At 65.8% G+C, this 24,113-nt stretch carries 16 protein-coding genes and 1 pseudogene; 10 read left to right on the top strand and 7 right to left on the bottom strand.

The genetic code is table 11. The features are described 5' to 3' along the window. Positions 1–85 precede the first annotated feature (85 nt). Together IE122_RS15260 and IE122_RS15255 are read right to left on the bottom strand one after the other, a co-directional pair. Complete coding sequence (locus IE122_RS15260; RefSeq protein ID WP_189622116.1) at positions 86–2,542, bottom strand: PhoX family protein; 2,457 nt, start codon at positions 2,540–2,542, stop codon at positions 86–88. 276 nt (positions 2,543–2,818) lie between these two features. Further along, positions 2,819–4,057, bottom strand: a complete 1,239-nt coding sequence (locus tag IE122_RS15255; RefSeq protein WP_189622115.1) for a polyhydroxyalkanoate depolymerase — start codon at positions 4,055–4,057, stop codon at positions 2,819–2,821. A gap of 125 nt (positions 4,058–4,182) precedes the next feature. Between IE122_RS15255 and IE122_RS15250 the strand changes: the two genes are divergently transcribed. Further along, complete coding sequence (locus IE122_RS15250) at positions 4,183–4,851, top strand: glutathione S-transferase (protein WP_189622114.1); 669 nt, start codon at positions 4,183–4,185, stop codon at positions 4,849–4,851. Between the two features lie 299 nt (positions 4,852–5,150). On the opposite strand, the gene IE122_RS15245 is transcribed toward IE122_RS15250, so the two are convergent. After that, positions 5,151–5,978 carry a flagellin N-terminal helical domain-containing protein gene (locus IE122_RS15245; protein WP_189622113.1) on the bottom strand — a complete coding sequence of 276 codons (828 nt, stop codon included), beginning with the start codon at positions 5,976–5,978 and terminating at the stop codon, positions 5,151–5,153. Between the two features lie 200 nt (positions 5,979–6,178). Between IE122_RS15245 and IE122_RS15240 the strand changes: the two genes are divergently transcribed. Continuing rightward, positions 6,179–7,120 carry a DUF808 domain-containing protein gene (locus tag IE122_RS15240; RefSeq protein WP_189622112.1) on the top strand — a complete coding sequence of 314 codons (942 nt, stop codon included), beginning with the start codon at positions 6,179–6,181 and terminating at the stop codon, positions 7,118–7,120. A gap of 161 nt (positions 7,121–7,281) precedes the next feature. Here the strand turns inward: IE122_RS15240 and IE122_RS15235 are convergent, their stop codons facing one another. Continuing rightward, the gene (locus IE122_RS15235; protein WP_189622111.1) at positions 7,282–8,838 is read right to left on the bottom strand and encodes a globin-coupled sensor protein; all 1,557 of its coding nucleotides are present in this window, start codon (positions 8,836–8,838) and stop codon (positions 7,282–7,284) included. A gap of 236 nt (positions 8,839–9,074) precedes the next feature. After that, positions 9,075–10,487, bottom strand: a complete 1,413-nt coding sequence (locus IE122_RS15230; protein WP_189622110.1) for a glutamate ligase domain-containing protein — start codon at positions 10,485–10,487, stop codon at positions 9,075–9,077. 335 nt (positions 10,488–10,822) lie between these two features. On the opposite strand from IE122_RS15230, the gene IE122_RS15225 reads away from it, so the two are divergent. The 5 genes from IE122_RS15225 (at position 10,823) to dnaN (ending at position 15,328) form a co-directional block, all read left to right on the top strand. Then, a complete protein-coding gene (locus tag IE122_RS15225; RefSeq protein ID WP_189622109.1) occupies positions 10,823–11,659 on the top strand; it encodes an LD-carboxypeptidase in 837 nt (278 codons plus the stop codon). 69 nt (positions 11,660–11,728) lie between these two features. After that, entirely contained in the window at positions 11,729–12,664 is a 936-nt protein-coding gene (gene fabD / locus IE122_RS15220) for an ACP S-malonyltransferase (protein WP_189622108.1), read from the top strand. Positions 12,665–12,745: 81 nt separating this feature from the next. Further along, entirely contained in the window at positions 12,746–13,138 is a 393-nt protein-coding gene (locus tag IE122_RS15215; RefSeq protein WP_189622107.1) for a GxxExxY protein, read from the top strand. Positions 13,139–13,201: 63 nt separating this feature from the next. Continuing rightward, positions 13,202–13,966 (top strand): 3-oxoacyl-[acyl-carrier-protein] reductase, encoded by a 765-nt coding sequence (fabG, locus tag IE122_RS15210; protein ID WP_189622106.1) that lies wholly within the window; start codon positions 13,202–13,204, stop codon positions 13,964–13,966. 243 nt (positions 13,967–14,209) lie between these two features. Next, positions 14,210–15,328, top strand: coding sequence for a DNA polymerase III subunit beta (gene dnaN / locus IE122_RS15205; RefSeq protein WP_189622105.1), 1,119 nt, complete (start codon positions 14,210–14,212; stop codon positions 15,326–15,328). A 167-nt stretch (positions 15,329–15,495) separates the two neighbouring features. Here dnaN and IE122_RS15200 read toward each other — a convergent pair whose 3' ends face one another. Further along, complete coding sequence (locus tag IE122_RS15200; RefSeq protein WP_189622104.1) at positions 15,496–16,917, bottom strand: glycosyltransferase family protein; 1,422 nt, start codon at positions 16,915–16,917, stop codon at positions 15,496–15,498. An 86-nt stretch (positions 16,918–17,003) separates the two neighbouring features. Next, positions 17,004–18,320 carry an FAD-dependent oxidoreductase gene (locus IE122_RS15195; protein WP_189622103.1) on the bottom strand — a complete coding sequence of 439 codons (1,317 nt, stop codon included), beginning with the start codon at positions 18,318–18,320 and terminating at the stop codon, positions 17,004–17,006. Positions 18,321–18,528: 208 nt separating this feature from the next. Here IE122_RS15195 and IE122_RS15190 point away from each other — a divergent pair, with 208 nt between their 5' ends. The 3 genes and pseudogenes from IE122_RS15190 to IE122_RS15180 form a co-directional block, all read left to right on the top strand. After that, positions 18,529–21,240, top strand: coding sequence for an EAL domain-containing protein (locus IE122_RS15190; protein ID WP_189622102.1), 2,712 nt, complete (start codon positions 18,529–18,531; stop codon positions 21,238–21,240). 70 nt (positions 21,241–21,310) lie between these two features. Then, positions 21,311–23,128: a translation elongation factor 4 gene (lepA, locus tag IE122_RS15185; protein ID WP_189622101.1), complete on the top strand. Its 1,818-nt coding sequence runs from the start codon at positions 21,311–21,313 to the stop codon at positions 23,126–23,128. A 347-nt stretch (positions 23,129–23,475) separates the two neighbouring features. Then, a pseudogene (locus IE122_RS15180) lies at positions 23,476–24,113 on the top strand (hypothetical protein); the annotation flags it as partial.

Raw genomic sequence — 24,113 nt, 5'->3', positions numbered from 1 at the left:
GTGGGCAATGCGGAACGCCGCGCAAATCACACGAAAAGCCCCGCCGGATCGCTCCGGCGGGGCCTTCTGTTACATCAGGCGTCGCTTACAACGCGACAACGCCGCCGTCGTTCTTGGTGATCGCGACCACGGCCGAGCGGGGGCGCGAGGTGGCGGTGGTGCTGGTCTGGCTTTCGGGCCAGTGGCTGGTGATGGCAGCGGGGTTGCCTTCTTCGCCGGGGTGCTGGATGCCGACGAACAGGGTGCGCCCGTCCGGTGTGCTGTCCACCCCGGTGATTTCGCACTGGACCGGGCCGGTGAGGAACCGGCGCAGGTTGGCGGCGGTGGCGGCGGTGCCGACGATCGTGGCCTGTGTTGCCGAACCGGAGGTGCCGACGTTGGTGATCGTCTTGGTGCCGCCATCGCTCACGGTGCCGGGCAGCGCGGCGAGCATCATGCAGTTGGTGCGATCGGTGAAGGCACCATCATCGGTCTGGATCCACAGCAGCGGCTTGACCTTGCCCGCCGCGTTGCTCGGGCGCGAGAACCAGCAGCCGTCCGGGCTGGAGAAGTCGTTGTCCGCCGTCAGGCCCGAGATGTTGACGTTCATCGGGCTCGAGTCCGCCGAGTCCGCCCCGAACAGGTAGATGTCCCACTTGAAGGTCGCGGCAGCGGTATCGTCGCCGTCTTCGCGCAGGCGGATGATGTGGCCGTTCGGGTTGCCGTAGCTGATCGAGCCATCGAGTTTGGGATCGCCGTAGTGGCGCGGGTTGGCGGCATCGGTGCCGCCGAGGGGGCGGTTCGAGGCGTCGTTGTTGGTGAGGGTGAGGTAGACCTCGCCGGTCACCGGGTTGACGGCGGTCCATTCCGGGCGGTCCATCGGCGTCGCGCCCACCGCATCGGCGGCGAGGCGGGTGTTGACGAGGATGTCGGCCTGATCGGCAAAGGTATAGGCGGGGAAGCTGCCCACCGCCGGACGGTCAGGCACGCTGCCGAACACCAGCGGCTTCCAGGTGCCGGTGCCGTCGGCGTTGAACACCGCGACATAGAGCGTTCCGGCGTCGAGGTACTTGTCGCCCACTGCCAGCCGGTTGGCGGCGGTGGCATCCGCTGCGTCCCAGGCGGCGGTCGACACGAACTTGTAGAGGTATTCGCGGCGCGAATCGTCGCCCATGTAGACCGCGACCTTCTTGCCGGCGGTCAGCTTGCCCAGCCACGCGCCTTCGTGGCCGAAGCGGCCGAGCGCCGTGCGCTTGCGCGGCGCGGAGGCGGGATCGTAAGGATCGATCTCGACCACCCAGCCGAACTGGTTGGGTTCGTTGCGGAAATCGGTGGTGGCCGTCCCGCCGACGGTGGCGCGCGCGTCCCAGCGGGTGAAGCGGTTGTCGGTGGTGGAGGCGGTGGACCAGCTATAGTTGCCGGTCGAGCTGGTGACGCCATAGCGGCTGAGCGCGGTCAGTTCGCGGGCGCTGCGCTGGGCGTCGTCGCCCGAACGCAGGAAGTAGCCTGCCCAGTTTTCCTCGCAGGTCAGCACGCTGGCCCAGCCGGTGTGGCCGTTGGCGCAGTTGTTGATCGTGCCGCGCCCGTGGCTGCCATTGGTGGAATAGGGCGTGGCGAGGTAGGCGGTGCCGGCGGCCGGGCCGTGAAACACCATGTCGGTGTTGGGGGTGATGCGGCGGTTGAAGGTGCTGCCCTGGACATAGCTCCAGGCGCGGTTGCCGGCGTCCTTGTACTCGCTGACGGACAGGCCGTGGCACTCGATTTCCTTCAGCGCATCGGCCAGCGCGCGCGGGGCGCTGAGCGAGGCACCGGCAGCGTGGAGATAGGCCTGGGTGATGTTTTCGTGGTTCTGGACCAGCAGGCCGCGCGTCGAGCTGCCGTCGGCGCGGCTGCCGCTGGCGTCGAGGCCGAACCATGCCAGCGCGTCGCCATGATCGCCGATGCGCTGGTCGAAGCCGCTGTCGGTGCCGTCGTTGGCATAGGCCGAAACCCCGGTCGCCAGCGGATCGCCCAGCCGGGTCATTACGGTGACGGTGTAGCCTTCGGGGACGGTGACGATGTCGTTACGGTTCTTGGCGACGGCGGTGAAGCCGAGCTGCGCCGGGGCCACCGTGATGTTGGTGGTGGCGGTGGACGATTTGCCATCGTCGTCAGTCGCCTTGAATTCGAAGGTCAGCACGGTGCTGGCGGCGACGCTGGGGGCGATGAAGCTGACGGCGTTGTCCGCGCCGGCCACCAGCTTGACGGTTTCACCGGCGGTCTGCGTCCAGGCCGCGGTGGACACCGCGTTGTCGTCCGAGGCGGTCGCAGTGAGGGTGACGAGGCGGCCGGAAGAGGTCGAGCCATCGGCACCGGCGGTGACGGTCGGGGCTTCGTTATCGTCATCACCGCAGGCGGCGAGCAGGCTGGTGCCGAAAAATGCCATCGCCGTCGCGCCGGCGGTGCGCATCATCGTCTGCCGCCGCGAAAAGCGCGCATTGGCGAGTTCGTTGAGCGTCGGCAGGACGCTGGCGTTGGTATCGACGTCGCCGTCGCTGTAGTTGGTGGAATGGAGATCGGTCACGGTAACTGCCCCTGCTCTTGTTTGGATGCCGGAGGGGTAGTGGCGTTTTGTGACGCGATTGTTGGGGTTTGGTGGCCGGGAAATGACCGTCAGGCGGCGGTTCGGTGAAGGTTTAGCGACGATACGGTGACATCCTCCCCGATACGGGGAAGGGGGACCATGCGAAGCATGGTGGAGGGGCACCCGAGGTTTGCTGAACATCAAGAGGAAGCGCCCCGCTGCCCGTGCCCCTCCACCACCCTGCGGGTGGTCCCCCGCCCCCAAGGGGGAGGATGCTCACGCCATCGCCAGGACCATGCTTTTCACCTGTGGGTAGACCTGCGTTTCCCACTTCGAACCTGAGAAGACGCCGTAATGGCCGACCCCCAGTTGCAGATGGTGGCGTTTGAGGTGGGGGCGCAGGCTGGTGCACAGGAGGTGGGCGGCAGCGGTCTGGCCGACGGCGCAGATATCGTCCTTTTCGCCCTCCACCGTCAGCAGCGCGGTCTTGCGGATCGCGCCGCAATCCACTTTCTGGCCGCGATGCATGAATTCTCCGCGCGGCAGCAGCGAGCGCTGGAAGATGCGGTCGATCGTTTCGAGATAGAACGTGCCGGGCAGATCGGCGACGGCGAGGTATTCGTCATAGAATTCGGTGATTTTCCCGGCTTCCTCGGTCTGCCGGTCGGCCAGTGCCTGGTAGAGCTTGCGGAACTGGCCGAGGTGCCGGCCCACGTTCATCGCCATGAACGCCGATAGCTGCATGAACCCCGGATAGACCTTGCGCCCGGCCCCTTTGTAGCGGCCGGGGACGGTGTGGATCATGTTGCGTTCGAACCAGTCATAGGGATGGGCATAGGCCAGTTCGTTGACCGATGTCGGTGCCTCGCGCACGTCGATCGGGCCGCCCAGCAAGGTCAGCGTGCGCGGCTGGAACGGATCGTGGTCGCGCGCCATGATCGCCACCGCCGCCAGCACGTTGGGGCAGGGCTGGCAGACCGACAGGACATTGGCGGGCCGCCCCGTCTCCTTGTCCCCCAGTTCCTGGATGAAGCGGATGACGTAGTCGATGTAGTCGTCGAGCCCGAAGTCTCCTGCGCTGAGCGGCACGTCGCGGGCGTTTTTCCAGTCGGTCACGTAGACATCGTGGTCGCGCAGCAGCACTTCGATGGTGTTGCGCAGCAGCGTGGCGAAGTGGCCGGAAATAGGCGCGACGACCAGCATCTTGGGCTGCGGCGTCAGCACATCGTCCTTGGCGAAATGCAGCAGATCGCCGAAGGGGAGCGACATCGCCACTTCCTCGCGCACCGCCACCGTGCGGTTGCCCACCGGCACCTGATGGATGCGATAGGGCGGGCGCTTGTGCGTCACCCGCGAGGCGCGGAACACTTCGGGCAGGGCAAAGAAACGGCGCAGGTTGGGGTCGGCGCGGCCAAGCTCGCCAAATCCCTTGTCCCGCAGATTGACCAGCGCATCCGCCGTCGCCCGGGCGGGGGCCATGAGGTCGCAGTAAGCCTGGTAGGCCTGATACAGCATGTTTTCCGAATTTCCCCCGAATGCCAGAACCTCGCGACGATTCACCTTCCCAATCGCCAGCCGCTATGGTTTCATGCTGCGCTGCATCAATCCCTGATGCAAGCTAACAATGTGCAGGACCGATAATGGCTCACGCTGCCGCCACGACCGCGACGCTCACCCTGTCGAGCAAGACCTACTCCGCCTGGTCGCTGCGCGGCTGGCTGCTGTGCAAGCTGGCCGGGCTGGATGTGGCCGAGAAACTGGTGGAAAATGACGCCGCCAACCGCGCCGAACTGCTGCTGTTGTCGCCATCGGTGCTGGTGCCGCGGCTGAACTACGGCGAGGCCAGCGTGTGGGATACCCTGGCGATTGCCGAGTTCCTGAACGAGACGTTCCCCGAAGCCGGCATGTTCCCCGCCGATCCGATCGCGCGGGCACTGTGCCGCTCGATCTCCGGCGAAATCCATTCCGGCTTCACCAACTTACGCTCGGCGCTGCCGATGAACCTCAAGGTGGTGCACGACAAGTTTCCGGTGTTCTCCGGCGCGCGGCCCGATATCGAACGCATCGAGGCGATCTGGGAAGACTGCCTCGAACGCTTCGGCGGCCCGTTCCTGTTCGGCGACCGGCCCACTGTCGCCGATGCGATGTACGCCCCGGTAACCCGCCGCTTCATCAGCTACGCGGTCGCGGTGTCGCCTGTTTCCAGGGCCTATTGCGACGCGATCGACGGCTGGGAACCGATGCAGCAATGGCTGGCGGCGGCGCGCGCGGAGCCGGAAGAGATGGAGGAGCTTGAGGTCGAGTTCTGAGAAGGAAGGATTGCACGCGGGGGCCGGGAAAAGAGATCGCGCAAAGGCGCGAAGGCGCAAAGTTGTAGCGTTGCGCCGCAGGCGCATTTCATGATTTTCACCGGCGACCAAACCACACGGTGCGAAGAAGCGGCTTCGCCGATAATTCGCTTTGCGCCTTTGCGCCTTTGCGCGAGCCCTTTCCTCCTCCGCGTCTTCGCGGCTCCGCGTGAACCTCTTGCGCAGCAATGCGCTAACCCGGCGGGCCGTGAAGACCCGCCGGGCGGCTTGGGACCTTGGCGTTGATCCGGCGCGGCGGATCAGCCGCGCAGCAGGGTCATCACGTTCTGCTGGGCCTGGTTGGCTTGTGCGATCATCGCTGTGGACGCCTGGCTGAGGATCTGCGCCTTGGCCATCGAAGTCGTTTCCAGCGAATAGTCCGCGTCCTCGATCCGCGAGCGGGCGTCGGACAGGTTGGTGGTGTTGCTGGTGAGGTTGTTGATCGCCGATTCGAGGCGGTTCTGGCCCGCACCGAGCGAGGCGCGGGTGGCGTTGAGATCGTTGAGCGCCAGATCGACGTTGTCGATCGTCGTCGAAGCGGCGGTGGCCGTGGTGACGTCGAGAGCTGTCGCATCGATGTTGGTGCCGTCGATGGCGGTCGAGGTCAGGGTGATCGTCTCGCCGCTGTTGGCACCGACCTGGATGTCAAAGGTCACGTCCGTACCCGCCGTGGTGGAAAACAGCGTGTTGCCGTTGAATTTGGTCTGCGCGAGCACATCGCTGATCTGGCTGGTCAGCGCCGTCACTTCCTGCTGCATCGCAGTGCGGTCAGAGCCCTGGTACGTAGCCGAGGCCCCTTGGACCGCCAGTTCGCGGACGCGCTGGAGCATGTTCGACACTTCCGACAGCCCGCCTTCCGCGGTCTGCGCCAGGCTGATGCCGTCATTGGCGTTGCGGATGCCCTGGCTCATGCCCCGAACCTGCGCGGTCATCGAGGTGGTGATGGCGAGGCCGGCGGCATCGTCCTTGGCGGAGTTGATGCGCTTGCCGGTGGACAGCCGCTCCATTGAAACGCCGAGCATCTTGTTCGCGGCGATGGAAGCGTTCGAGGCACGGATAGCGCTGATGTTGGTGTTGATAACGGCCATGATAATTCCCCAGTTTACAAAGTGTTGCGAGAGCGCTTGGCGCGTCTCCCGGACAAGATGAAGAACGGTTGCGGCGCGCGGGATTTAAGCCGGGCGATCATCACGATCGCCAATGCGCGGGTTTTTCTTGATCGGCGCGATCTTTCCTGCACAGAGCGCGTTGCTTCGCGGAACCCCGCGCGTGGCAGGAGAATGCGTCGATGTCTTCCGGTCTGGTTGCCTTGCTTGATGACGTGGCGGTCATCGCCCGCGCCGCTGCCGCCTCGCTGGACGATGTCGCGGCAGGCGTTGCCAAGGCCGGCACCAAGGCGGCGGGCGTGGTGGTCGATGATGCGGCGGTGACGCCCAGCTATGTCACCGATTTCACCCCCGATCGTGAATTGCCGATCATCTGGAAGATCGCCAAGGGGTCGATCCGCAACAAGTTGCTTGTCCTGCTGCCGATCGCGCTCTTGCTCAGCGCCTTCCTGCCGGTAGCGGTGACGCCGATCCTGATGCTGGGCGGTCTCTACCTTTCGTTCGAAGGGGCGGAGAAGATCATCGAGAAGCTGGGCGGTGCCCACCATGGCGAAACGCTGGCAGACGAGATAATCGATGCCGCCGCCTTCGAAAAGGCGCGGGTAGCGGGGGCGATCCGCACCGATCTGATCCTGTCGGCGGAAATCATGGCGATTTCGCTGGCGCAGGTAGAGCACAACCCGATCTGGGTTCAGGCCGCGGCGCTGGCGGCGGTGGGCATCGTCATCACCGCCGCCGTCTATGGCGCGGTGGCGCTGATCGTGAAGATGGACGATGCCGGCCTGCACCTGGTCAAGGAAAGCAAGAGCGCCGGCGCGCGGGCGCTCGGGCGCGGGCTGTTGCGGGCTATGCCGATCGTGCTGCAATTGCTCGGCTCGATCGGCACGCTGGCGATGCTGTGGGTCGGCGGCGGGATCATCCTGCACGGCCTCGCAGAACTGGGCCTGGCCGCCCCCGAGCACGCTCTAGAGGCGCTATCGCATGCAGTGGCGGCTGCCACCGGGCCGCTGGGCGCGGTGCTGGGCTGGCTGGCCTATGCCGTCGGCGCGGCGCTGGTCGGGCTGGTGCTCGGCGCGATCATCGCCGTGGTCGTTCATCTCGTGACCCGCTCGAAGGCGCATTGATCGCTGCTAGAGCATCGACCCGTTAATCAGCATCACAATCCGTTGGTGTCGAGCGAAGTCGAGACACGCTAACACTGTGCTTTCCGTGTCTCGACTTCGCTCGACACGAACGGAGAACGATTCAGATTCCACGCGCTTGGCGATGGCCGGCAGGGTCAGGATCAGAACTCGGTCCAGTCGCTGTCGATGTCGGCAGCGGGATCGGGCTTCAGCGCCAGTGCGCCGACCGAGCGGGGCTGCGGGGCAGAGGCGGCGCTGCGTGGCTGCGGGCGCGCCGGGGGCAGTTCAGGCGCGGTGGTGCCGGTGTTGGCATAGTCCCCCGCCAGCCGGAACATGCGCACCAGCTTTGCCAGCTCCTCGGCCTGATCCGCAAGATTGCGCGCCGCTGCCGTCGTCTCTTCGACCATGGCCGCGTTCTGCTGGGTCATCCGGTCCATATCGCCGACTGCCGAGTTGACCTGGGTGAGCTGCCCCGCCTGCGTCTGCGACAGTTCCGAGATCGACGAGGCGAGGGTGGTGATGCCGCTGACTTTCTCGACGATGCGGCGGAACACTTCGCCCGATCGGCCGACCAGGGTCACGCCCTGTTCGACCTGCTGTACCGATCCTTCGATGAGGCCTTTGATGTTCTGCGCTGCGTCTGCCGAACGCTGGGCGAGGGCGCGCACTTCGGTCGCGACCACGGCAAAGCCCTTGCCGGCATCGCCGGCGCGGGCTGCCTCCACCCCGGCGTTCAGCGCGAGCAGATTGGTCTGGAAGGCGATCGAATCGATCACGTTGACGAACGAGCCGATTTCCAGGGTCGATTTGTGGATGCCGTCCATTGCCACCACGGCCTGTTCGACCACCTTGCCGCCATCGCGCGCTTCGGCTTCGGCCTCTTTGACCGACCGATTCACTTCTGCGGCCCCATTAGCGGCGCGGCCGACGCCTTCGGTAAGCTGGTCAAGCGCGGCAGCCGATTCCTCCAGTGCGGCAGCCTGGCTTTCGGTGCGGTTGGACAGATCATCGCTGGCAGCGCGGATTTCCGAGGCTCCGACGCGAATCTGCTCTGATGCCACTGCCACCGCGCCGAATGCCTGGCTGACGCAATCACACATCGCCGCGAAATCGAACTCGATCTGCTCGAACTCCTTGGGCAGGTTCTCCAGCCTCCCCGCCAGGTCGCCCTGCGCCACCTGGGAGAGCACGGTGGACAGGCCTGAAAGCACTGCCTCGCGCTTGCTGTTCTGCGCATCGAGGTATGAGGACAGCGCCAGATCCATGTCGAGCAGCGCCATCTTGACCAGCGACGCCAACCGCTTGCCGAGGCCCGGTGACACCAGCGATGCCGGCATCCGCCCGAGCTCGAACTCGATGACCTTGGCCAGGATAGAGGCGTATGCCCCGATATACAGCGTCGGGCGCAAGCCGATCTCGGAATGAATGTGGCCGATCCGCTTGGCCCTTGCGAGGTACGTTTTGTCTATCGTGCCGCCGAACAGGTCCATCCAGTGGTCAAGCTGGCGCTGGCGCGCGCGGTTCATCGCATCGGGCGAGGAGAACATGGCCGAGCGTTCGGCATCCTTGCGCACGGCATCGTAGAAACCGTCAAGGATGCCCGGTGCCGACCGTGCAAGGATGCGGGCGATCTCGGGGAAGCGGCGGATATCGGCCTCGTTTATGGTGAACACTTCAAGTGTCCTGTCGAGATCGAAAGCCTGCGGATCGTGTTTCACGCCTGGCCCCCTTGGATGTATGCGCCCGAAATCCGCGCAAATTCATGGACGGGGGCATCGATGTTGGCCGGAGAACTGGCGGATGGGAGGGGCATGGTAACTCCACATGTTGAATGTGGAGGCCACGATTAGCCGGGGTGGGCTAATTCGTGGTTGGTTGCGGCCTACGGACTTGTGCGGAGGGCGCAGGTCATGGCGCGGCAAGCCCTGCGCCGGATGGCCTGCCGTGCGTAAGGTCAGGGCAGGCGGGCGAGAAGGTCTCTGGCGAAAACCGTCAGCGTATCGTCGCGCGCGCCCATCACGACGACGCGATCCCCCGGTCGCGCGATGGCGGTGATGCGGTCCGCACAGGCGCTGCGCTCGGGCAGGTACTCGGCCTGGCCGCCGCCCTCGACGATCAGATCGACGATGCGCTGCGAGCCTTGCGTGCGGTCCACCGTGCCGCCGAAATAAACCGGATCGCACAGGATCGTGCGGTCTTCCGCCCCCAGCCGGGTTGCCAGCACTTCCGCCAGTTCATGGCCCATTTGTCGCAGCGGGCCATAGCCGTGCGGCTGGAAGAACGCGATCACCCGGCCGGGATGGGCCTTGAGCGTGGCCAGGGTGGCGGACACCTTGTCCGGGTTGTGGCCGAAATCGTCGATCACCGTCACGCCCGAAGCGCTGGTGCCGATGACATCGAAGCGGCGGGCGAGCCCGGCGTAGGAACCCAGCGCCGCCACCGCATCGGCAACCGATACGCCGGCCGCGCTGGCCGCGGCGATCGCGGCGAGGGCGTTGGCCAAGTTGTGCCGGCCGGGAACGTTCAGCGTGAGGGGATGGTGGCTGTCGTCGCGCCGGTCGATCACGGTGGCGGTCAGGCTGGTCGGCCCTTCGCGCAGGTCCTCCGATCCGATCATCGCATCCGGGCTGGCGATGCCGAAGCTGATGAGGCTGCGCGCGCATGGGGCCAGCAGGGCGGCTTCGGGATCGTCGAGATTGACCGCGCCGACATCGGCGGTGGCCAGGAAATCGCCGAAGAGCTGGCGCAATTCCTCCATGCTCTTGTGATCGAGGCTGACGTTGAGCAGCACCGCCACCTGCGGGCGGTAGAGCGCGATCGATCCGTCGCTTTCATCGACCTCGGACACGAAGGCCGGGCCGCTGCCGACGCGGGCGCTGGCGAACGGGGCATCGGGGGCGACGAAGTTCTTCATCACCGCCCCGTTCATGATCGTCGGATCGCCGCCGGTGGCGGTCAGTATCCAGCCGGTCATGCCCGTGACCGTGGACTTGCCCGAAGTGCCGCCGATGGCGATGCCCGCGGGCGCGGCGTTGAACAGCCGTGCCAGAAGCTGCGCCCGGCTCATGCGCGGGCAACCGAGCGCCGTGGCGCGCACCACTTCGGGCACGGTATCTTCCACCGCTGCCGAGGCTACCAGCGTCTGCGCGGCCGAGGTAATGCCGCTGCCGTCCTGCGGGTAAAGGGTGAACCCCAGCGATTCGAGCCAGGCGAACTTTTCGGGGGTGCGCCCCTGATCGCGGCTGCGATCGGACCCGGCAACCTGCGCGCCCGCACCCTTCAGGATCAGCGCCAGCGGCAGCATCCCTGATCCGCCGATGCCGCAAAAGAACCAGGGATGGGCGGTAAGATCGGCGGCGTTCGTCATGGCCGCGAGAGTTACGGGCCGGGCGCGGCGGGAGCAACCGGTAATGGCGACGGGGTGGTGGAAGAACGGGTTCACGCGGAGGCGCGGAGGCGCGGAGAAGAAGAGTTCGCGCAAAGGCGCGAAGGCGCGAAGGGGTTGCTTTGCGCCGCAGGCGCATTGCACCACGCCCCGATGGCGTAACGCGCAGCGACGAAATTTTCAGCGGCTTCGCCGGTCCTTCTTCGCGCCTTTGCGCCTTTGCGCGAAATCATCTGTCAATCACTCCGCGTCTCCGCGCCTCCGCGTGCCCGCATTCTCCGCTTCGCCCCCGAAGCAAACCCCGCTAGCAAGCATGGATGACCCGCATCGCCGTCTGCGCCCCGTCCACCCCGCTGACCCGTGAGGATGCCGCCCGGCTGACCGCCCTGGCTGCGGCCGAGTTTCCCGAGGCGCGGCTTGTCATCCATGACCAGTGCTTCGCCGTCGAAGGCCATTTCGCCGGGAGCGATGCGCAGCGGCTGGATGCGCTGGTCGAGTGTGCGAACGATCCGTCCATCGATGCGGTGTGGTTCGCACGCGGTGGTTACGGCGCGTGCCGGATTGCTGAGGCCGCAATAGCCAAGTTCGACCGGACGGCGCAGGACAAGGTTTACGCCGGTTATTCGGACGCGGGATATCTGCTGGGCGGGCTTTACCGGCAGCGGATCGGCCGGCCGGTCCACGCACCGATGCCGGTGGACCTGCGCCGTGAAGGCGGCGAGGCCGCGGTGCGGCGGGCGCTGGGCTGGCTGTGCGGGCAGGGGGCGGGCCACGAAGAACCCTCGCTCGCGGCGGAGCGCCACCCGGTGGTGGCTTTCAACCTCATGACCCTTGCCATGCTGTGCGGGACGCCGCTGATGCCGGGCCTCGCCGGGCATGTGGTGATGGTGGAGGAGGTTTCGGAGTATCTCTATGCAGTGGATCGGCTGTTCTTTCATCTGACCGCGCACCTTGGCGGGGTTGCCGGGTTGCGGCTCGGCCGGGTCAGCGACGTGCCCGCAAACGACCGCCCGTTCGGCATGGACGCGCAAGAGATCGCGCGGCAATGGTGCGACCGGCACGCCATCCCATTCCTCGGCACGGCGGATATCGGGCATGACGGCGGCAACCGCATCGTGCCTTTCGGACTTGCGGAGCGCGGCCAAGGTCAATAACGCGCGCCGCCACACACATCAGTGTCGCGCAACCGTCATCGGCGCGACCAAGGGCGGGAGTGGCCAGACATGCGCGCATTCGTTTTTCCGGGACAGGGCAGCCAGAAGGTTGGCATGGGCGCAGAGCTGGCCGAAGCCAGCGCGGTCGCGCGCGAGGTCTTCCAGGAGGTGGACGATGCGCTGGGCCAGCACCTCTTCCGGATCATGACCGAAGGCCCCGAAGACGTCCTGACCCTTACCGAAAACGCCCAGCCCGCGATCATGGCCAATGCCATCGCGGTGCTGCGCGTGCTGGAGAAGGAAGGCGGCATCGCGCTGGCCGACAAGGCCGATTTCGTCGCCGGCCACAGCCTTGGCGAATATACCGCGCTGTGCGCTTCGAGCGCCTTCAGCCTTGCCGACACGGCGCGCCTGCTCAAGCTGCGCGGCCAGTCGATGCAGGCGGCGGTGCCGGTCGGCATCGGCGCGATGGCGGCGCTGCTGGGGGCCGACATCGAAAAGGCCACTGCGCTCGCGGCCGCGGCGGCCGAAGGCGAAGTCTGCACCGTCGCCAATGACAACGATCCGACCCAGGTTGTCCTGTCCGGCCACAAGGGCGCGATCGAGCGTGCCATCGCGCTGGTCAAGGACCACGGCATCAAGCGCGGCATCGCCCTGCCGGTCTCGGCGCCGTTCCACTGCCCGCTGATGCAGCCGGCCGCCGATGCGATGGCCGAAGCGCTGGACAAGACACGCCCCGGCGCGTTGCGCGTTGCCCTGTTCGCCAATGTGACGGCTGCCGTGGTCACCGATCCTGCCGAAGTCCAGCGCCTATTGGTCGAACAGGTCACCGGCCGCGTCCGCTGGCGCGAAAGCGCGATCGCGATGAAGGACGCCGGCGTCGAACGGTACGTGGAGCTGGGCGGCAAAGTCGTCGGCCCGATGATCAAGCGCTCCGCCGGCGAAGTCGATGTGACCGCCGCCACGACGATGGCTGAAATCGAGGAACTGGTTAAAGTTTTGTAGGACGATTGCACGCAGAGACGCGCAGGCCCCAGAAGCAGGAAATGGTTCGCGCAAAGGCGCGAAGGCGCAAAGGGGTGGCGCGTGGCCGATGTGGATGCGATCAGCGCAGATGTCGTCGATGCGGCCATCCGAATTCATCGCGAGCTCGGCCCGGGACTGCTTGAAAGTGTCTACGAGACAGTCCTTGCGGGCGCTCTCGCGCGTCGCGGATACAAGATCGACCGGCAAAAGCCGGTCAATATCCAGTTCGACGGCATGCGTTTCGAGGGGGCTTTCCGGGTCGACCTGATGGTTGAGGACAGCCTGGTGATAGAGATCAAGTCTGTCGAGAAACTCAGCAGGGCCCATGCCAAGCAGCTCCTCACCTACTTGCGTTTACTCGATCAACCCTTAGGGCTGCTTCTCAATTTTTCTGGTGACACGATGAGGGAAGGCATTCGCCGATTGGTGAACAATCATCGCCCGAACCGCTAAGGCCTTTGCGCCTTTGCGCCTTTGCGCGAACCCCTTTTTCGGACGAACGGCGGAGTAAGATAGATGTTCAACCTCAACGGAATGACTGCGCTGGTGACTGGCGCTTCGGGCGGGATCGGGTCGGCGATTGCGCGGGCGCTGGCTTTGCAGGGGGCGCGGCTGGCGATTTCGGGGTCCAACGCGGAAAAGTTGCGCGCCTTTCGCGATGAGCTGGACGAACACAGCCCGCAGCATCTGCAGGAAGTCGATCACGTCGCCATCGCCTGCAACCTGGGCGATGCCGAACAGGTCGAGAAGCTGGTCCCGGCCGCGCTCGAATCGCTGGGCAAGATCGATATCCTCATCAACAACGCCGGCATCACCCGCGACAATCTGGCGATGCGGATGAAGGACGAGGAATGGGATGCGGTGATCCGCATCAACCTGGAATCGACCTTCCGCCTGATGCGCGCGGCGACGAAGCCGATGATGAAGGCGCGCTTCGGCCGGATCATCAACGTGACCTCGATCGTCGGCACCACCGGCAATCCGGGGCAGATGAACTACTGCGCGGCAAAGGGCGGTATCACGGCGATGAGCAAGAGCCTGGCGCAGGAACTGGCCACCCGCAACGTCACCGTCAACTGCATCGCCCCCGGCTTCATCCGCACCGCGATGACCGACGGACTGCCCGACGCGCAGAAGGACGCGCTGAACACCAGGATCCCCGCCGGACGCATGGGCGAGGGCGAGGACATCGCCGCCGCCGCCGTGTTCCTGGCGAGCAAGGAAGCGGGTTACGTCACCGGCCAGACGCTGCATGTGAACGGCGGGATGGTGATGGTCTGAGGCACGCTTTCGTGTTCCGTTCGTGTCGAGCGAAGTCGAGATACGGGGCGCGGGCGTGTCTCGACTTCGCTCGACACGAACGGCGTGGGGGGATCAGGCACTTGCCATCGGGCTTTTATCCCCAGATTCGCGGATGCGCATCCAGATGGCGCTTGCCGCAGGGGCGTGGCGCGCTAGAGATATTTGTCCTTATTGCGGGGAATTTCACCACCCCGGGCCGACCAAGGGGGACCTGAGGCTGTCATGAAGGCCACAATCGAACGTTCCACGCTGCTGCGCTGCCTGTCCCACGTGCAGTCGGTGGTTGAACGGCGCAACACCATTCCGATCCTGTCGAACGTGCTGATCGACGCATCTTCTGCCGGTACCCTGCGCATCATGGCGACCGACCTTGATCTGCAGGTCGTCGAAACGCTGGGTGCGGTGGCGGTCGATTCGCCCGGCGCGGTCACCGTTTCGGCACACCTGCTGTTCGATATCGCCCGCAAGCTGCCCGATGGCAGCCAGGTCAGCCTGGACGCGGCGGATAATCGCATGGTCGTCAAGGCCGGGCGCAGCCGGTTCCAGTTGCCCACCCTGCCGCGTGATGATTTCCCGATGATCGCCGAGGGCGAACTGCCGACCTCGTTCGAGATTCCGGCGGCCACGCTCGCCCAGTTGATCGATCGCACCCGCTTCGCGATCTCGACCGAGGAAACGCGGTACTATCTCAACGGCATCTTCCTGCATGTGTCGGACGATGAACTGAAGGCCGCCGCCACTGACGGCCACCGGCTTGCCCGCTTCACGCTGGCGCGGCCGGATGGCGCGGAAGGCATGCCGGACGTGATCGTGCCGCGCAAATGCGTCGCCGAACTGCGCAAGCTGCTGGAAGAATCGCTGGATTCCAAGGTTCTGGTCGATCTGTCCGCCAGCAAGATCCGCTTTACCTTGGGCGGGTCGAGCGGCGTGGTGCTGACCAGCAAGCTGATCGACGGCACCTTCCCCGATTACACCCGCGTGATCCCGACCGGGAATGACAAGCTGCTCAAGCTCGATCCCAAGTCTTTCTGGGAAGGCGTGGACCGCGTGGCGACGATCGCCACCGAAAAAACCCGCGCGGTGAAGATGGCGCTGGAAAACGATCGCATCACGCTGTCGGTCACCTCGCCCGATAACGGCACGGCAGCCGAGGAAGTGCCGGCGAACTATTCGTCGGACGGCTTCGAGATCGGCTTCAACGCGACCTATCTCAAGGACATCCTCGGTCAGATCGATGGCGATTCGGTGGAACTGCACTTGGCAGACGCCGGCGCGCCGACGCTGATCCGCCAGAGCGAGGCCAGCCCGGCGCTTTACGTGCTGATGCCGATGCGGGTCTGACGATCAGCCTAGGATGGCGCTAAACCTCCCCTCCCCGGCGGGGAGGGGTCGGGGGTGGGGGAGGGCTGCCTCGAGGCAGCGCGTCAAAGCTATCGTGGTACACCCCCCTCCCAACCTCCCCCCTGAAGGGTGGAGGAGCAGGTAGCACTGTCCATGCGTGTGGGGCTTCAGCGGCCGGGGCGGGACACTGCGATCCAGCCCCGGCCGATTCTTTTCAGCTCCAGGGCGCGGACATCGAACCCGCGCTGGCGCAGTGAACGGGCGAGCGCTTCGGCGGTAACTTGCACGTCGGCGACATGCTCGGTCCAGAACACGGTGGGGCAGGTTGGACTCACCCGACGCGAGGCGGGCGGCTCCAGCGTGAAATCGAGGGTGCGGGCGGTCATCGCATAGGCCATCGGCATCACCGCGCGGTTGTCCGGCGGGGGCAGGGCCATGACCGGCTCGTTCCACTGCATGTCGGCATGGACCACAGTGGTCGGGCAGGCGCGGACCAGCGCGGCGATCGCGTGGCCGGTGCCCATGAAGCTGGGCTCGACCAGAGCATGCCGCCATGTCGTCCAGATCGACCACAGCGCCGATGCGGCCATTGCGGCTACCAGTACTGATCGGACCGGGGCCGCGCGCAGCCGTTCCAGCAGGGTCTGCGCGCCGATCGCGAAGGCCAGCAGCAGGGGTGGCCCCATTGCCACCAGGTAGCGGTTGATGACGATCGGCCGCCAGATGTGCAGCGCCATCAGCACGGCGGTGCCGAATGCCAGCCCGGCCAGCACGATGATCGCCGCGTTCCAGCGGGCCTGATCGGCCGGGTTCTGCCGCGACAGGGCCAGCAGGCCCAGCCCGATCACCCCGCATGCGGTGACGGTGAGGTTGGCGGTCAGGTTCATTTCCACCTGCTGCTGGATCGCCCAGCGCGCGGCGGTCAGCCCAGCCGGAATCCAGAACACCCGGGTGTTGGCCTCGATCCGGCCGAGTTGCAGCGCCAGCGATACCAGCAGCGGCAGGCTCGCCAGTGCGCAGAGCAGCGCCAACCGGATCGCTCCGCCCCAGTCGCGGCGGACCACCCGCGCGGCGACGAAGGCGAGGGCGATGCCGCCGGTCAGGATCGTCGCGGCAAGGTGGGTGGCGAAGGCGACTGCCAGCACTCCGCACAGCAGCGCCCCGCCCCGGCGTGACAGGGGCGGACAATCGGGCCCGGCGAGGGTGACCAGCGCCGCCACCGCCAGCGCCGAGGACAGGAACGCCAGATAGTTCGACCGGAACTCCGCGCCATAGAACACCGCCACCGGCGATGAAGCGAGGGCGATGGCGAACAGGATCAGCACCCCGCGCCACGCCGGTCGCCGGCGTCCGATCAGTACGAAGGCGGCCGCAGCGGGCAGGGTGATGAGCACATTGACCAGCCGGCGCGGCGGCACGCTATCGCCCAGCCAGGCGCTGGCCCGGGCCAGCGCGTAGAACAGTGGCGGGTGGTTATCGGCCAGCCAGTGATCGCGCAGCGCCTCGCCCCAGCCGAACCGGGGCGCGCTGACGTACAGGGTGAAGAATTCGTCGTACCAGGGCCCGCGCGCGAATGCGGCGGCGATCATGGCGATGAGGCACGCGGCAAGGCACAGCGCCAGCGCCGGCCACAGGGCCGGGGTGACGGGCGGGCGGGGTCCGGCCTTGCCTATGCTCAGGAGATATCCTTGCCTGCTGCCTCGATCATGCGATCCACCGCCACGAACTTCTCGCGCGGGGAACCGTCGCGCGCGTTGGCGATTTCGGCTTGCTCGATCTTCTTCCAATCGGTGAATTTCACGTAGTCGATCGCGCGCGCCTGCGCCAGCGCTTCGAAGCCGGCGCGGCCCGGTTTTCCGGCCGGTTCGGGCATGTCTTCGGCGATCTTCTCGATGATGGAGAAACCGTCGGGACGGTTGGTGCCGATCGTCCCGGTCGGCCCGCGACGGGCCCAGCCGACGCAATAGAGACCCGGCGCAATCCTGCCGTCCTCGTTGGCGAAGCGGCCGTTGCGATCATCGAACGGCACGTCGGGGATGCGCGAGGTCTGATAGCCGATGCAGGCGACCACGAGGCCGGCGGGGATGCGATAGGTCTCCCCAGTGCCGACCGCCTTGCCGTCTTCCAGCCGGGTGCGTTCCACCTCGATCTCCTCCACCCGCTCCTCGCCGATGATCGCGCGCGGGGCGGCGAAGAAATCGAACTCGATATCGATGGGATCGTCCGTATCCGCGCCGCCGGTGCCGGCGGCAAAGGCCCGCAAGTGGTTGACCGACTTGCGCAATCCCGGTTCGAGCGCGTCATCCAGCGCGGCGTCGGGGAGGTCGGCCGGATCGACCTGCGGGCGGGCGCGGGTGAGGTGGGCCAGTTCGCCCAGTTCCTTGGGCGTCATCGCGATCTGGTGCGGGCCCCGCCGGCCGAGGATGACGATCCGGCGGATGCGCGAGCCGTCGAGCGCGGATAGCGCGTGCGAGACGATGTCGCTGCCGTGGAATTCGGACTGCGCCTTGGCCAGGATGCGCGCCACGTCGAGCGCCACGTTGCCGTTGCCGATGATCACGGCGGTATCGTGCGACAGCGCCGGATCGAGATCGGCGAACATCGGATGGCCATTGTACCACCCGACGAAGGCGGCGCTGCCGAAGACGTTGGCGAGCTGTTCACCCGGCAGCCCCAGCGGACGATCGTTCGGTGCGCCGGTCGCCAGGATCACGGCGTCGTAAAGGTCCTGCAATTCGGCGATCGTCACGTCCTTGCCGATGGTGACATTGCCGACGAAGCGGACATTGTCAGTCCCGGCGGTCGCTTCGTAACGCTTGGAGACGCCCTTGATCGACTGGTGATCGGGGGCGACGCCGGTGCGGATCAGGCCGAAAGGGACGGGCAAACGGTCGAACACGTCGATGTGAACCTGATCGCCCCACTGCTTGATCGCAGCTTCGGCGGTATAATATCCCGCCGGGCCGGACCCGACGATGGCGATGTGACGCATGCTTGGCTTCCTGGCTCTTTTTCCCTCTCGATAACGGATGCAAGCATGCCGATGACCGGTCGGGCAAGGGTTTTCGCCCGTGGTCCGGCACATTTTCGTCGCATAACTCGCGCGGCAGGGGGCACACGGCTGTTCGGCCTGCCGCAACGGCGGACAATCGCGGGCGGACTTAACCGTTTCGCAATGGCCGGTGGGGCAAGGAAGGAGGATGACGCAGCAGCAGTCTATCGGCAACAGGCAAGGACGTGATCCCGCAGCAGGGCAAAGCCCTGTCCTGACGAATCGCGCCACCGTCGATCGCCGGCAGCGGACCGCTCCGCGCGCAGCGCCGCCCAATGTCGCGCGGTTCAGGATCGCAGCCGAGCAGAGCGATCCGCTGCACTTCTTTATCGTCGCCCAGTGGGGGCTGATGGCACCGTTCCTGCTGGGCGTGCTGTTACTGCTGGCGGCCATTTCACGCAGCCTGCCTGATGCCCTGTCGGATGTGATGCTGCTGGCGGCCATGGCGATCTGCCTGGCCGCGCCGATCCTCGGCCGGTTCGAGCAGGGGCTCGATCGCCACGGCTGGGAACGCTATCCGCTGATGGCCTTCGCCGTGGCGCTGCCGATGATGCTGTTCGGACTGGCCGAAGCGCGCTGGGTCGGATCGCGGGGGCTGGGCTGGGATCTTGCGGTGGCCTGCAACGCGGTGATCGTGCTGGTGGCGACCGCGCTGCTGGCCAACCGGCTGACCGCGATCATCTTCGCGTCGATGGCGCTGTGGCTCGGCGCTTCGATCCATAGCGGTTCGCTGGCGACTACCGCGATGCTCGGGCTGGGCAGCGCGATCGGCGTCTATGTCGCGCTGCGCCAGGCACGTGGCGCGGCGGCCGAAGCGGATGTGCGCGAAACCACCGAACGCCGGCAGCGGCGCGGCCATGAACTGCTGAGCGAATACGAACAGAACGGCCTCGGCTGGTTCTGGGAAACCGACCGTCGCGGTCAGGTGACTTACGTTTCGCCCCATATCGCTCGCCTGCTGGGCGGCAGTCCCGAAGAGATCGAGGGCAGGGCGTTCACCAGCCTGTTCATGCTGGAAGCGCACGAGCGCGAGAGCGAGCGTTCGCTGGTGTTCCACTTGACCACGCGCTCCTCGTTCCAGGAACTGCCCGTCCGCGCCGCCACCGGCGAGGCCGAGCAGCGCTGGTGGTCCATCACCGGGCGGCCGGTGATGGACCAGTTCAACAACTTCATGGGCTTCCGCGGATCGGGCACCGATCTCACCGAAACCCGCAAATCGCAGCAGCACGTTACGCAACTGGCGCGCTTCGATTCGCTGACCAAGCTCGCCAACCGGTTCCAGATGTCCGAATGGCTGGAAAAGATCCTCGCCGCGCCGCGCGTGGAAAACCGCGCCTGTGCCGTGTTCCTGCTCGATCTCGACCGCTTCAAGCAGGTCAACGACACCATGGGCCATCCCGCGGGCGACGCTCTGCTCAAGCAGGTGGCCGAGCGGCTGACCAGCACCGTGGGGGCAATGGGACGGGTCGGGCGGCTGGGTGGCGACGAGTTCCAGGTTATCCTGCCCGGTCATCACCAGCGCGAAGGGCTGGGCCAGTTGGCGCGCCGGATTATCGAGAACCTCTCGCAGCCATACTCGCTCGACGGGGCACGGGTGACGATCGGGGCCTCGGTCGGCATATCGATCTGCCCGGATGACGGCACCACATCCGAAGCGCTGATCCGCAACGCCGATCTCGCGCTTTACGCGGCCAAGGGCGGCGGGCGTGGTCGCCATCATTTCTATGACGAGGACCTGCACAGCGACGCCAAGGAGCGCCAGCAGCTTGAGCAGGACATGCGCGATGCGATCTCCAGCGGCGGTTTCGAACTGCACTATCAGCCGCAAGTGCGCACCACGACCGAGACGATCACCGGCTTCGAGGCGCTGATCCGCTGGAAGCACCCGGTCCACGGGTATCTTTCACCCGCCAAGTTCGTGCCGATCGCCGAAGAGGCCGGGCTGGTGGCGCAGATGGGCGAATGGGCGCTGCGCACCGCCTGCCGCGATCTGGCGACCTGGCCGGAATCGGTGCGCGTGGCGGTCAACGTATCGCCGTTGCAATTCGCCAACCCGGCGCTGCCGGCCATCGTCACTAACGCCATCGCTTCGGCCGGGGTCAATCCGGCGCGGCTGGAGCTGGAGATCACCGAAAGCGTGTTCCTGGGTGATGACAGGAACACCGAAGCCATGTTCGCCGCGCTCAAGGGCGTGGGCGTTCGGCTTGCGCTTGACGATTTCGGCACCGGTTATTCCTCGCTCGGCTATCTTAAGAAAGCGCCGTTCGACAAGATCAAGATCGACCAGAGCTTCGTGCGCGGTGCGACCATTCCGGAAAGCCGCAACGGCGCGATCATCTCCTCCATCGTCAGCCTGGCCGAAGCGCTGGGCATGGAAACGACCGCCGAAGGGGTGGAGACGCTGGACGAGCTGGACCTCGTGCGGGTGCTGGGATGCAGTCACATCCAGGGCTATATCTATGCCCGCCCGCTCAGCGCCGAAGCCGCACTGGAACGGCTGGCCCAGGGTCTGCAGGCGGTGGCGAACGGCCCTCGCTCGGCCCGTGCGCCGCGCCAGACGATGCTGCGCAAGGTGGTGCTGGAACACAGCGGCCACGTCTATGAAGGCACGATCCGCAACATCTCGCAGACCGGGGCGATGATCGAAGGCCTGTGGAACGTGCCGGTGGGCACGCCGTTCGCCGTCCATCTGGCCGAAGACTACCGCGTCGAAGCCGAATCGCGCTGGTGCAAGGAAGACCGCATGGGGGTGCAGTTCGCGCGGCCGCTGGAACTGGACGCAACCGGCGCGGTACAGTTCACCCCGCCGCGTGCCCGGCGGGACCGCAGCGACGGCCCGCTGCTGCGCCGCGCCGGCTGAACCCCCGCGCAAACGCCAACTGTAACGGCGCAGGCTGACACGGCGTTCAAGCACTGCTAACGGCGCTGCCATGACCGAACTCGCCCAGATCCGCAATTTCTCGATCATCGCCCATATCGATCACGGCAAGTCCACCCTTGCCGACCGCCTGATCCAGCGCACCGGCGGCCTGACCGACCGCGAGATGAGCGCGCAAGTGCTCGACAACATGGACATCGAGAAGGAGCGCGGCATCACCATCAAGGCGCAGACCGTGCGCCTGAACTATACCGCTTCCGATGGCCTGACGTATGAGCTCAACCTCATGGACACGCCGGGGCACGTGGACTTCGCCTATGAGGTGAGCCGCAGCCTTGCCGCCTGCGAGGGCGCGCTGCTGGTGGTGGACGCGGCGCAGGGCGTCGAAGCGCAGACGCTTGCCAACGTCTACCAGTCGATCGAGCACGACCACGAGATCGTGCCTGTCATCAACAAGATCGACCTGCCCGCCGCCGAGCCGGAAAAAGTGCGGGCCGAGATCGAGGACATCATCGGCATCGATGCGTCAGAGGCGGTGCTGGCCAGCGCCAAGTCGGGCATCGGCATCGCCGAAGTGCTGGAGGCGGTGGTCGCCAAGATCCCGCCGCCCAAGGGGGATCGCGAAGCACCACTCAAGGCGATGCTGGTCGATTCGTGGTACGATCCCTATCTCGGCGTCGTCATTCTGGTGCGGGTGATGGACGGGGTCATCCGTAAGGGTCTGTCGGTCAAGTTCATGCAGGGCGGGACCGAACACCTGATCGATCGCGTCGGCTGCTTTACCCCCAAGCGCATCGACCTGCCCGAACTGGGCCCCGGCGAGATCGGTTTCATCACCGCGCAGATCAAGGAAGTGGAACAGGCCAAGGTCGGCGATACCATCACCACCGTGAAGAACGGTGCCACCCAGGCGCTGCCCGGCTACAAGGAAGTGCAGCCGGTGGTGTTCTGCGGGCTGTTTCCGGTCGATGCGGCGGACTTCGAGAAGCTGCGCGATTCTATCGGCAAACTGCGGCTCAACGATGCCTCTTTCAGCTTCGAGATGGAAACGAGCGCCGCGCTCGGCTTCGGGTTTCGCTGCGGGTTCCTGGGGCTGCTGCACCTGGAGATCATCCAGGAACGGCTGAGCCGCGAATACGATCTGGACCTTATCACCACCGCGCCTTCGGTGGTCTATCGCATCCAGCTTTCACATTCGAAGAACGAGGATGCGGCAACGATCGAACTGCACAACCCGGCCGACTATCCCGATCCCAACCGGATCGAAATGATCGAGGAACCCTGGATCAAGGCGACGATCTATACGCCGGACGAATATTTGGGCGCGATCCTCAAGCTCTGCCAGGACCGCCGCGGCATCCAGACCGACCTCACCTATGTCGGCGGGCGCGCGCAGGTCAGCTACGAACTGCCGTTGAACGAGGTGGTGTTCGATTTCTACGACAGGCTAAAGTCGATCAGCCGGGGCTATGCGAGCTTCGATTACGAGCAGATCGGCCTGCGCGAAGGCGATCTGGTAAAGATGAACCTCCTCGTCAACAACGAGCCGGTCGATGCCTTGTCGATGATCGTTCACCGTTCAGTCGCGGAGGAGCGCGGGCGCGGCATGTGCGAGCGGCTGAAAGACCTGATCCCCCGGCACTTGTTCAAGATCCCGATCCAGGCAGCGATCGGCGGCAAGGTCATCGCGCGAGAGACCATCGCCGCGCTGCGCAAGGACGTGACCGCCAAGTGCTACGGCGGCGACATCACCCGCAAGAAAAAGCTGCTCGAAAAGCAGAAGAAGGGCAAGGCGCGCATGCGCGAATACGGCAATGTCTCGATTCCGCAGGAAGCGTTCATCGCCGCCCTGCGGATGGGCGAGGAGTAGGCGGTCTGCCTCGGATGGTCAAAAGTAACCACAAACATACCGATTCTCGATAACTTTGCCTCATGTCGCTCTCTCCCCTTCAGGGGAGAGATACGCAGGCTTGGCGGCTTGCCCGCCTAGCCGGAGTAGAGAGGGGGCGAAGCGGTACCATCCCCCTCTCCCAACCCTCTCCCCTTCAGGGGCTACTGCATGCACACATCGTGATTGAAAGGAGGGAGCAGGTGTGATTCCGTGTGGTTGAGGCAGGAGGGCATGATGGACGCGAGGCTGGGCGGTTTTGGTGATCGGCGGCTGGAAAAAGGGGGGCCTTTCTTCTGGGTCGCCTGCTTGGGAGCAGTTCGCTCCGGGTGCGTCGGCTTGGCGGCGACCGGGCTGGGGAAATCCGGATTACGCGATTTCTGCGCAACCGGGCGGTGACGATCGAGGAGATGCTGTGGCAAGCGGCACAGCGCACTTCGGGGCGCTGCCGGGGTCGCGATGTTCTGGTGCTGCAGGATACGACGGTGGTTCGCTCGTCGGGCGGCGGAGGCGACTATCTTCACGCGGCGCTCGCGCTGGACGAGGAGGACGGTGCGATACTGGGTCTGGTCGATGGCTGTTTCCTGAAGCGTTCGTCGGGTCGCAAGGGGGAGCGCCGGGCGCTTCCGATCGAGGAGAAGGAGAGCTTTCGCTGGCTTGAGGCTGCCGAACAGGCGGCCTCGGTGTGCGCCGGTGCGGGGCGGATCACGATCGTCGCCGACCGCGAGGGAGACATTTACGAGGCCTTCGCGCTACGCCCTCGGGGGACCGATCTGCTGATCCGCGCGGCACAGGACCGTAGTCTCGAGGATGGCGGCAAACTCTTCGCCGCGCTCGATGCGCTGGCACCGGCGGGACAGGCCGATCTCGACCTGCCTGCGGGACCGGGCCGGCGGGCCCGGACGGCCAGGCTGGGGGTGCGCTTCGCCACCATGAAGCTGGCCAGGCCCAACCGGCGCTTCGCTGC

Origin of the sequence: Novosphingobium colocasiae (assembly GCF_014652555.1) — a bacterium.
GTDB classification, from domain to species: Bacteria; Pseudomonadota; Alphaproteobacteria; order Sphingomonadales; family Sphingomonadaceae; genus Novosphingobium; species Novosphingobium colocasiae.
The sequence above is the reverse complement of the archived record's forward strand: the minus strand, read 5'-3'. Positions and strand labels throughout refer to the sequence as shown.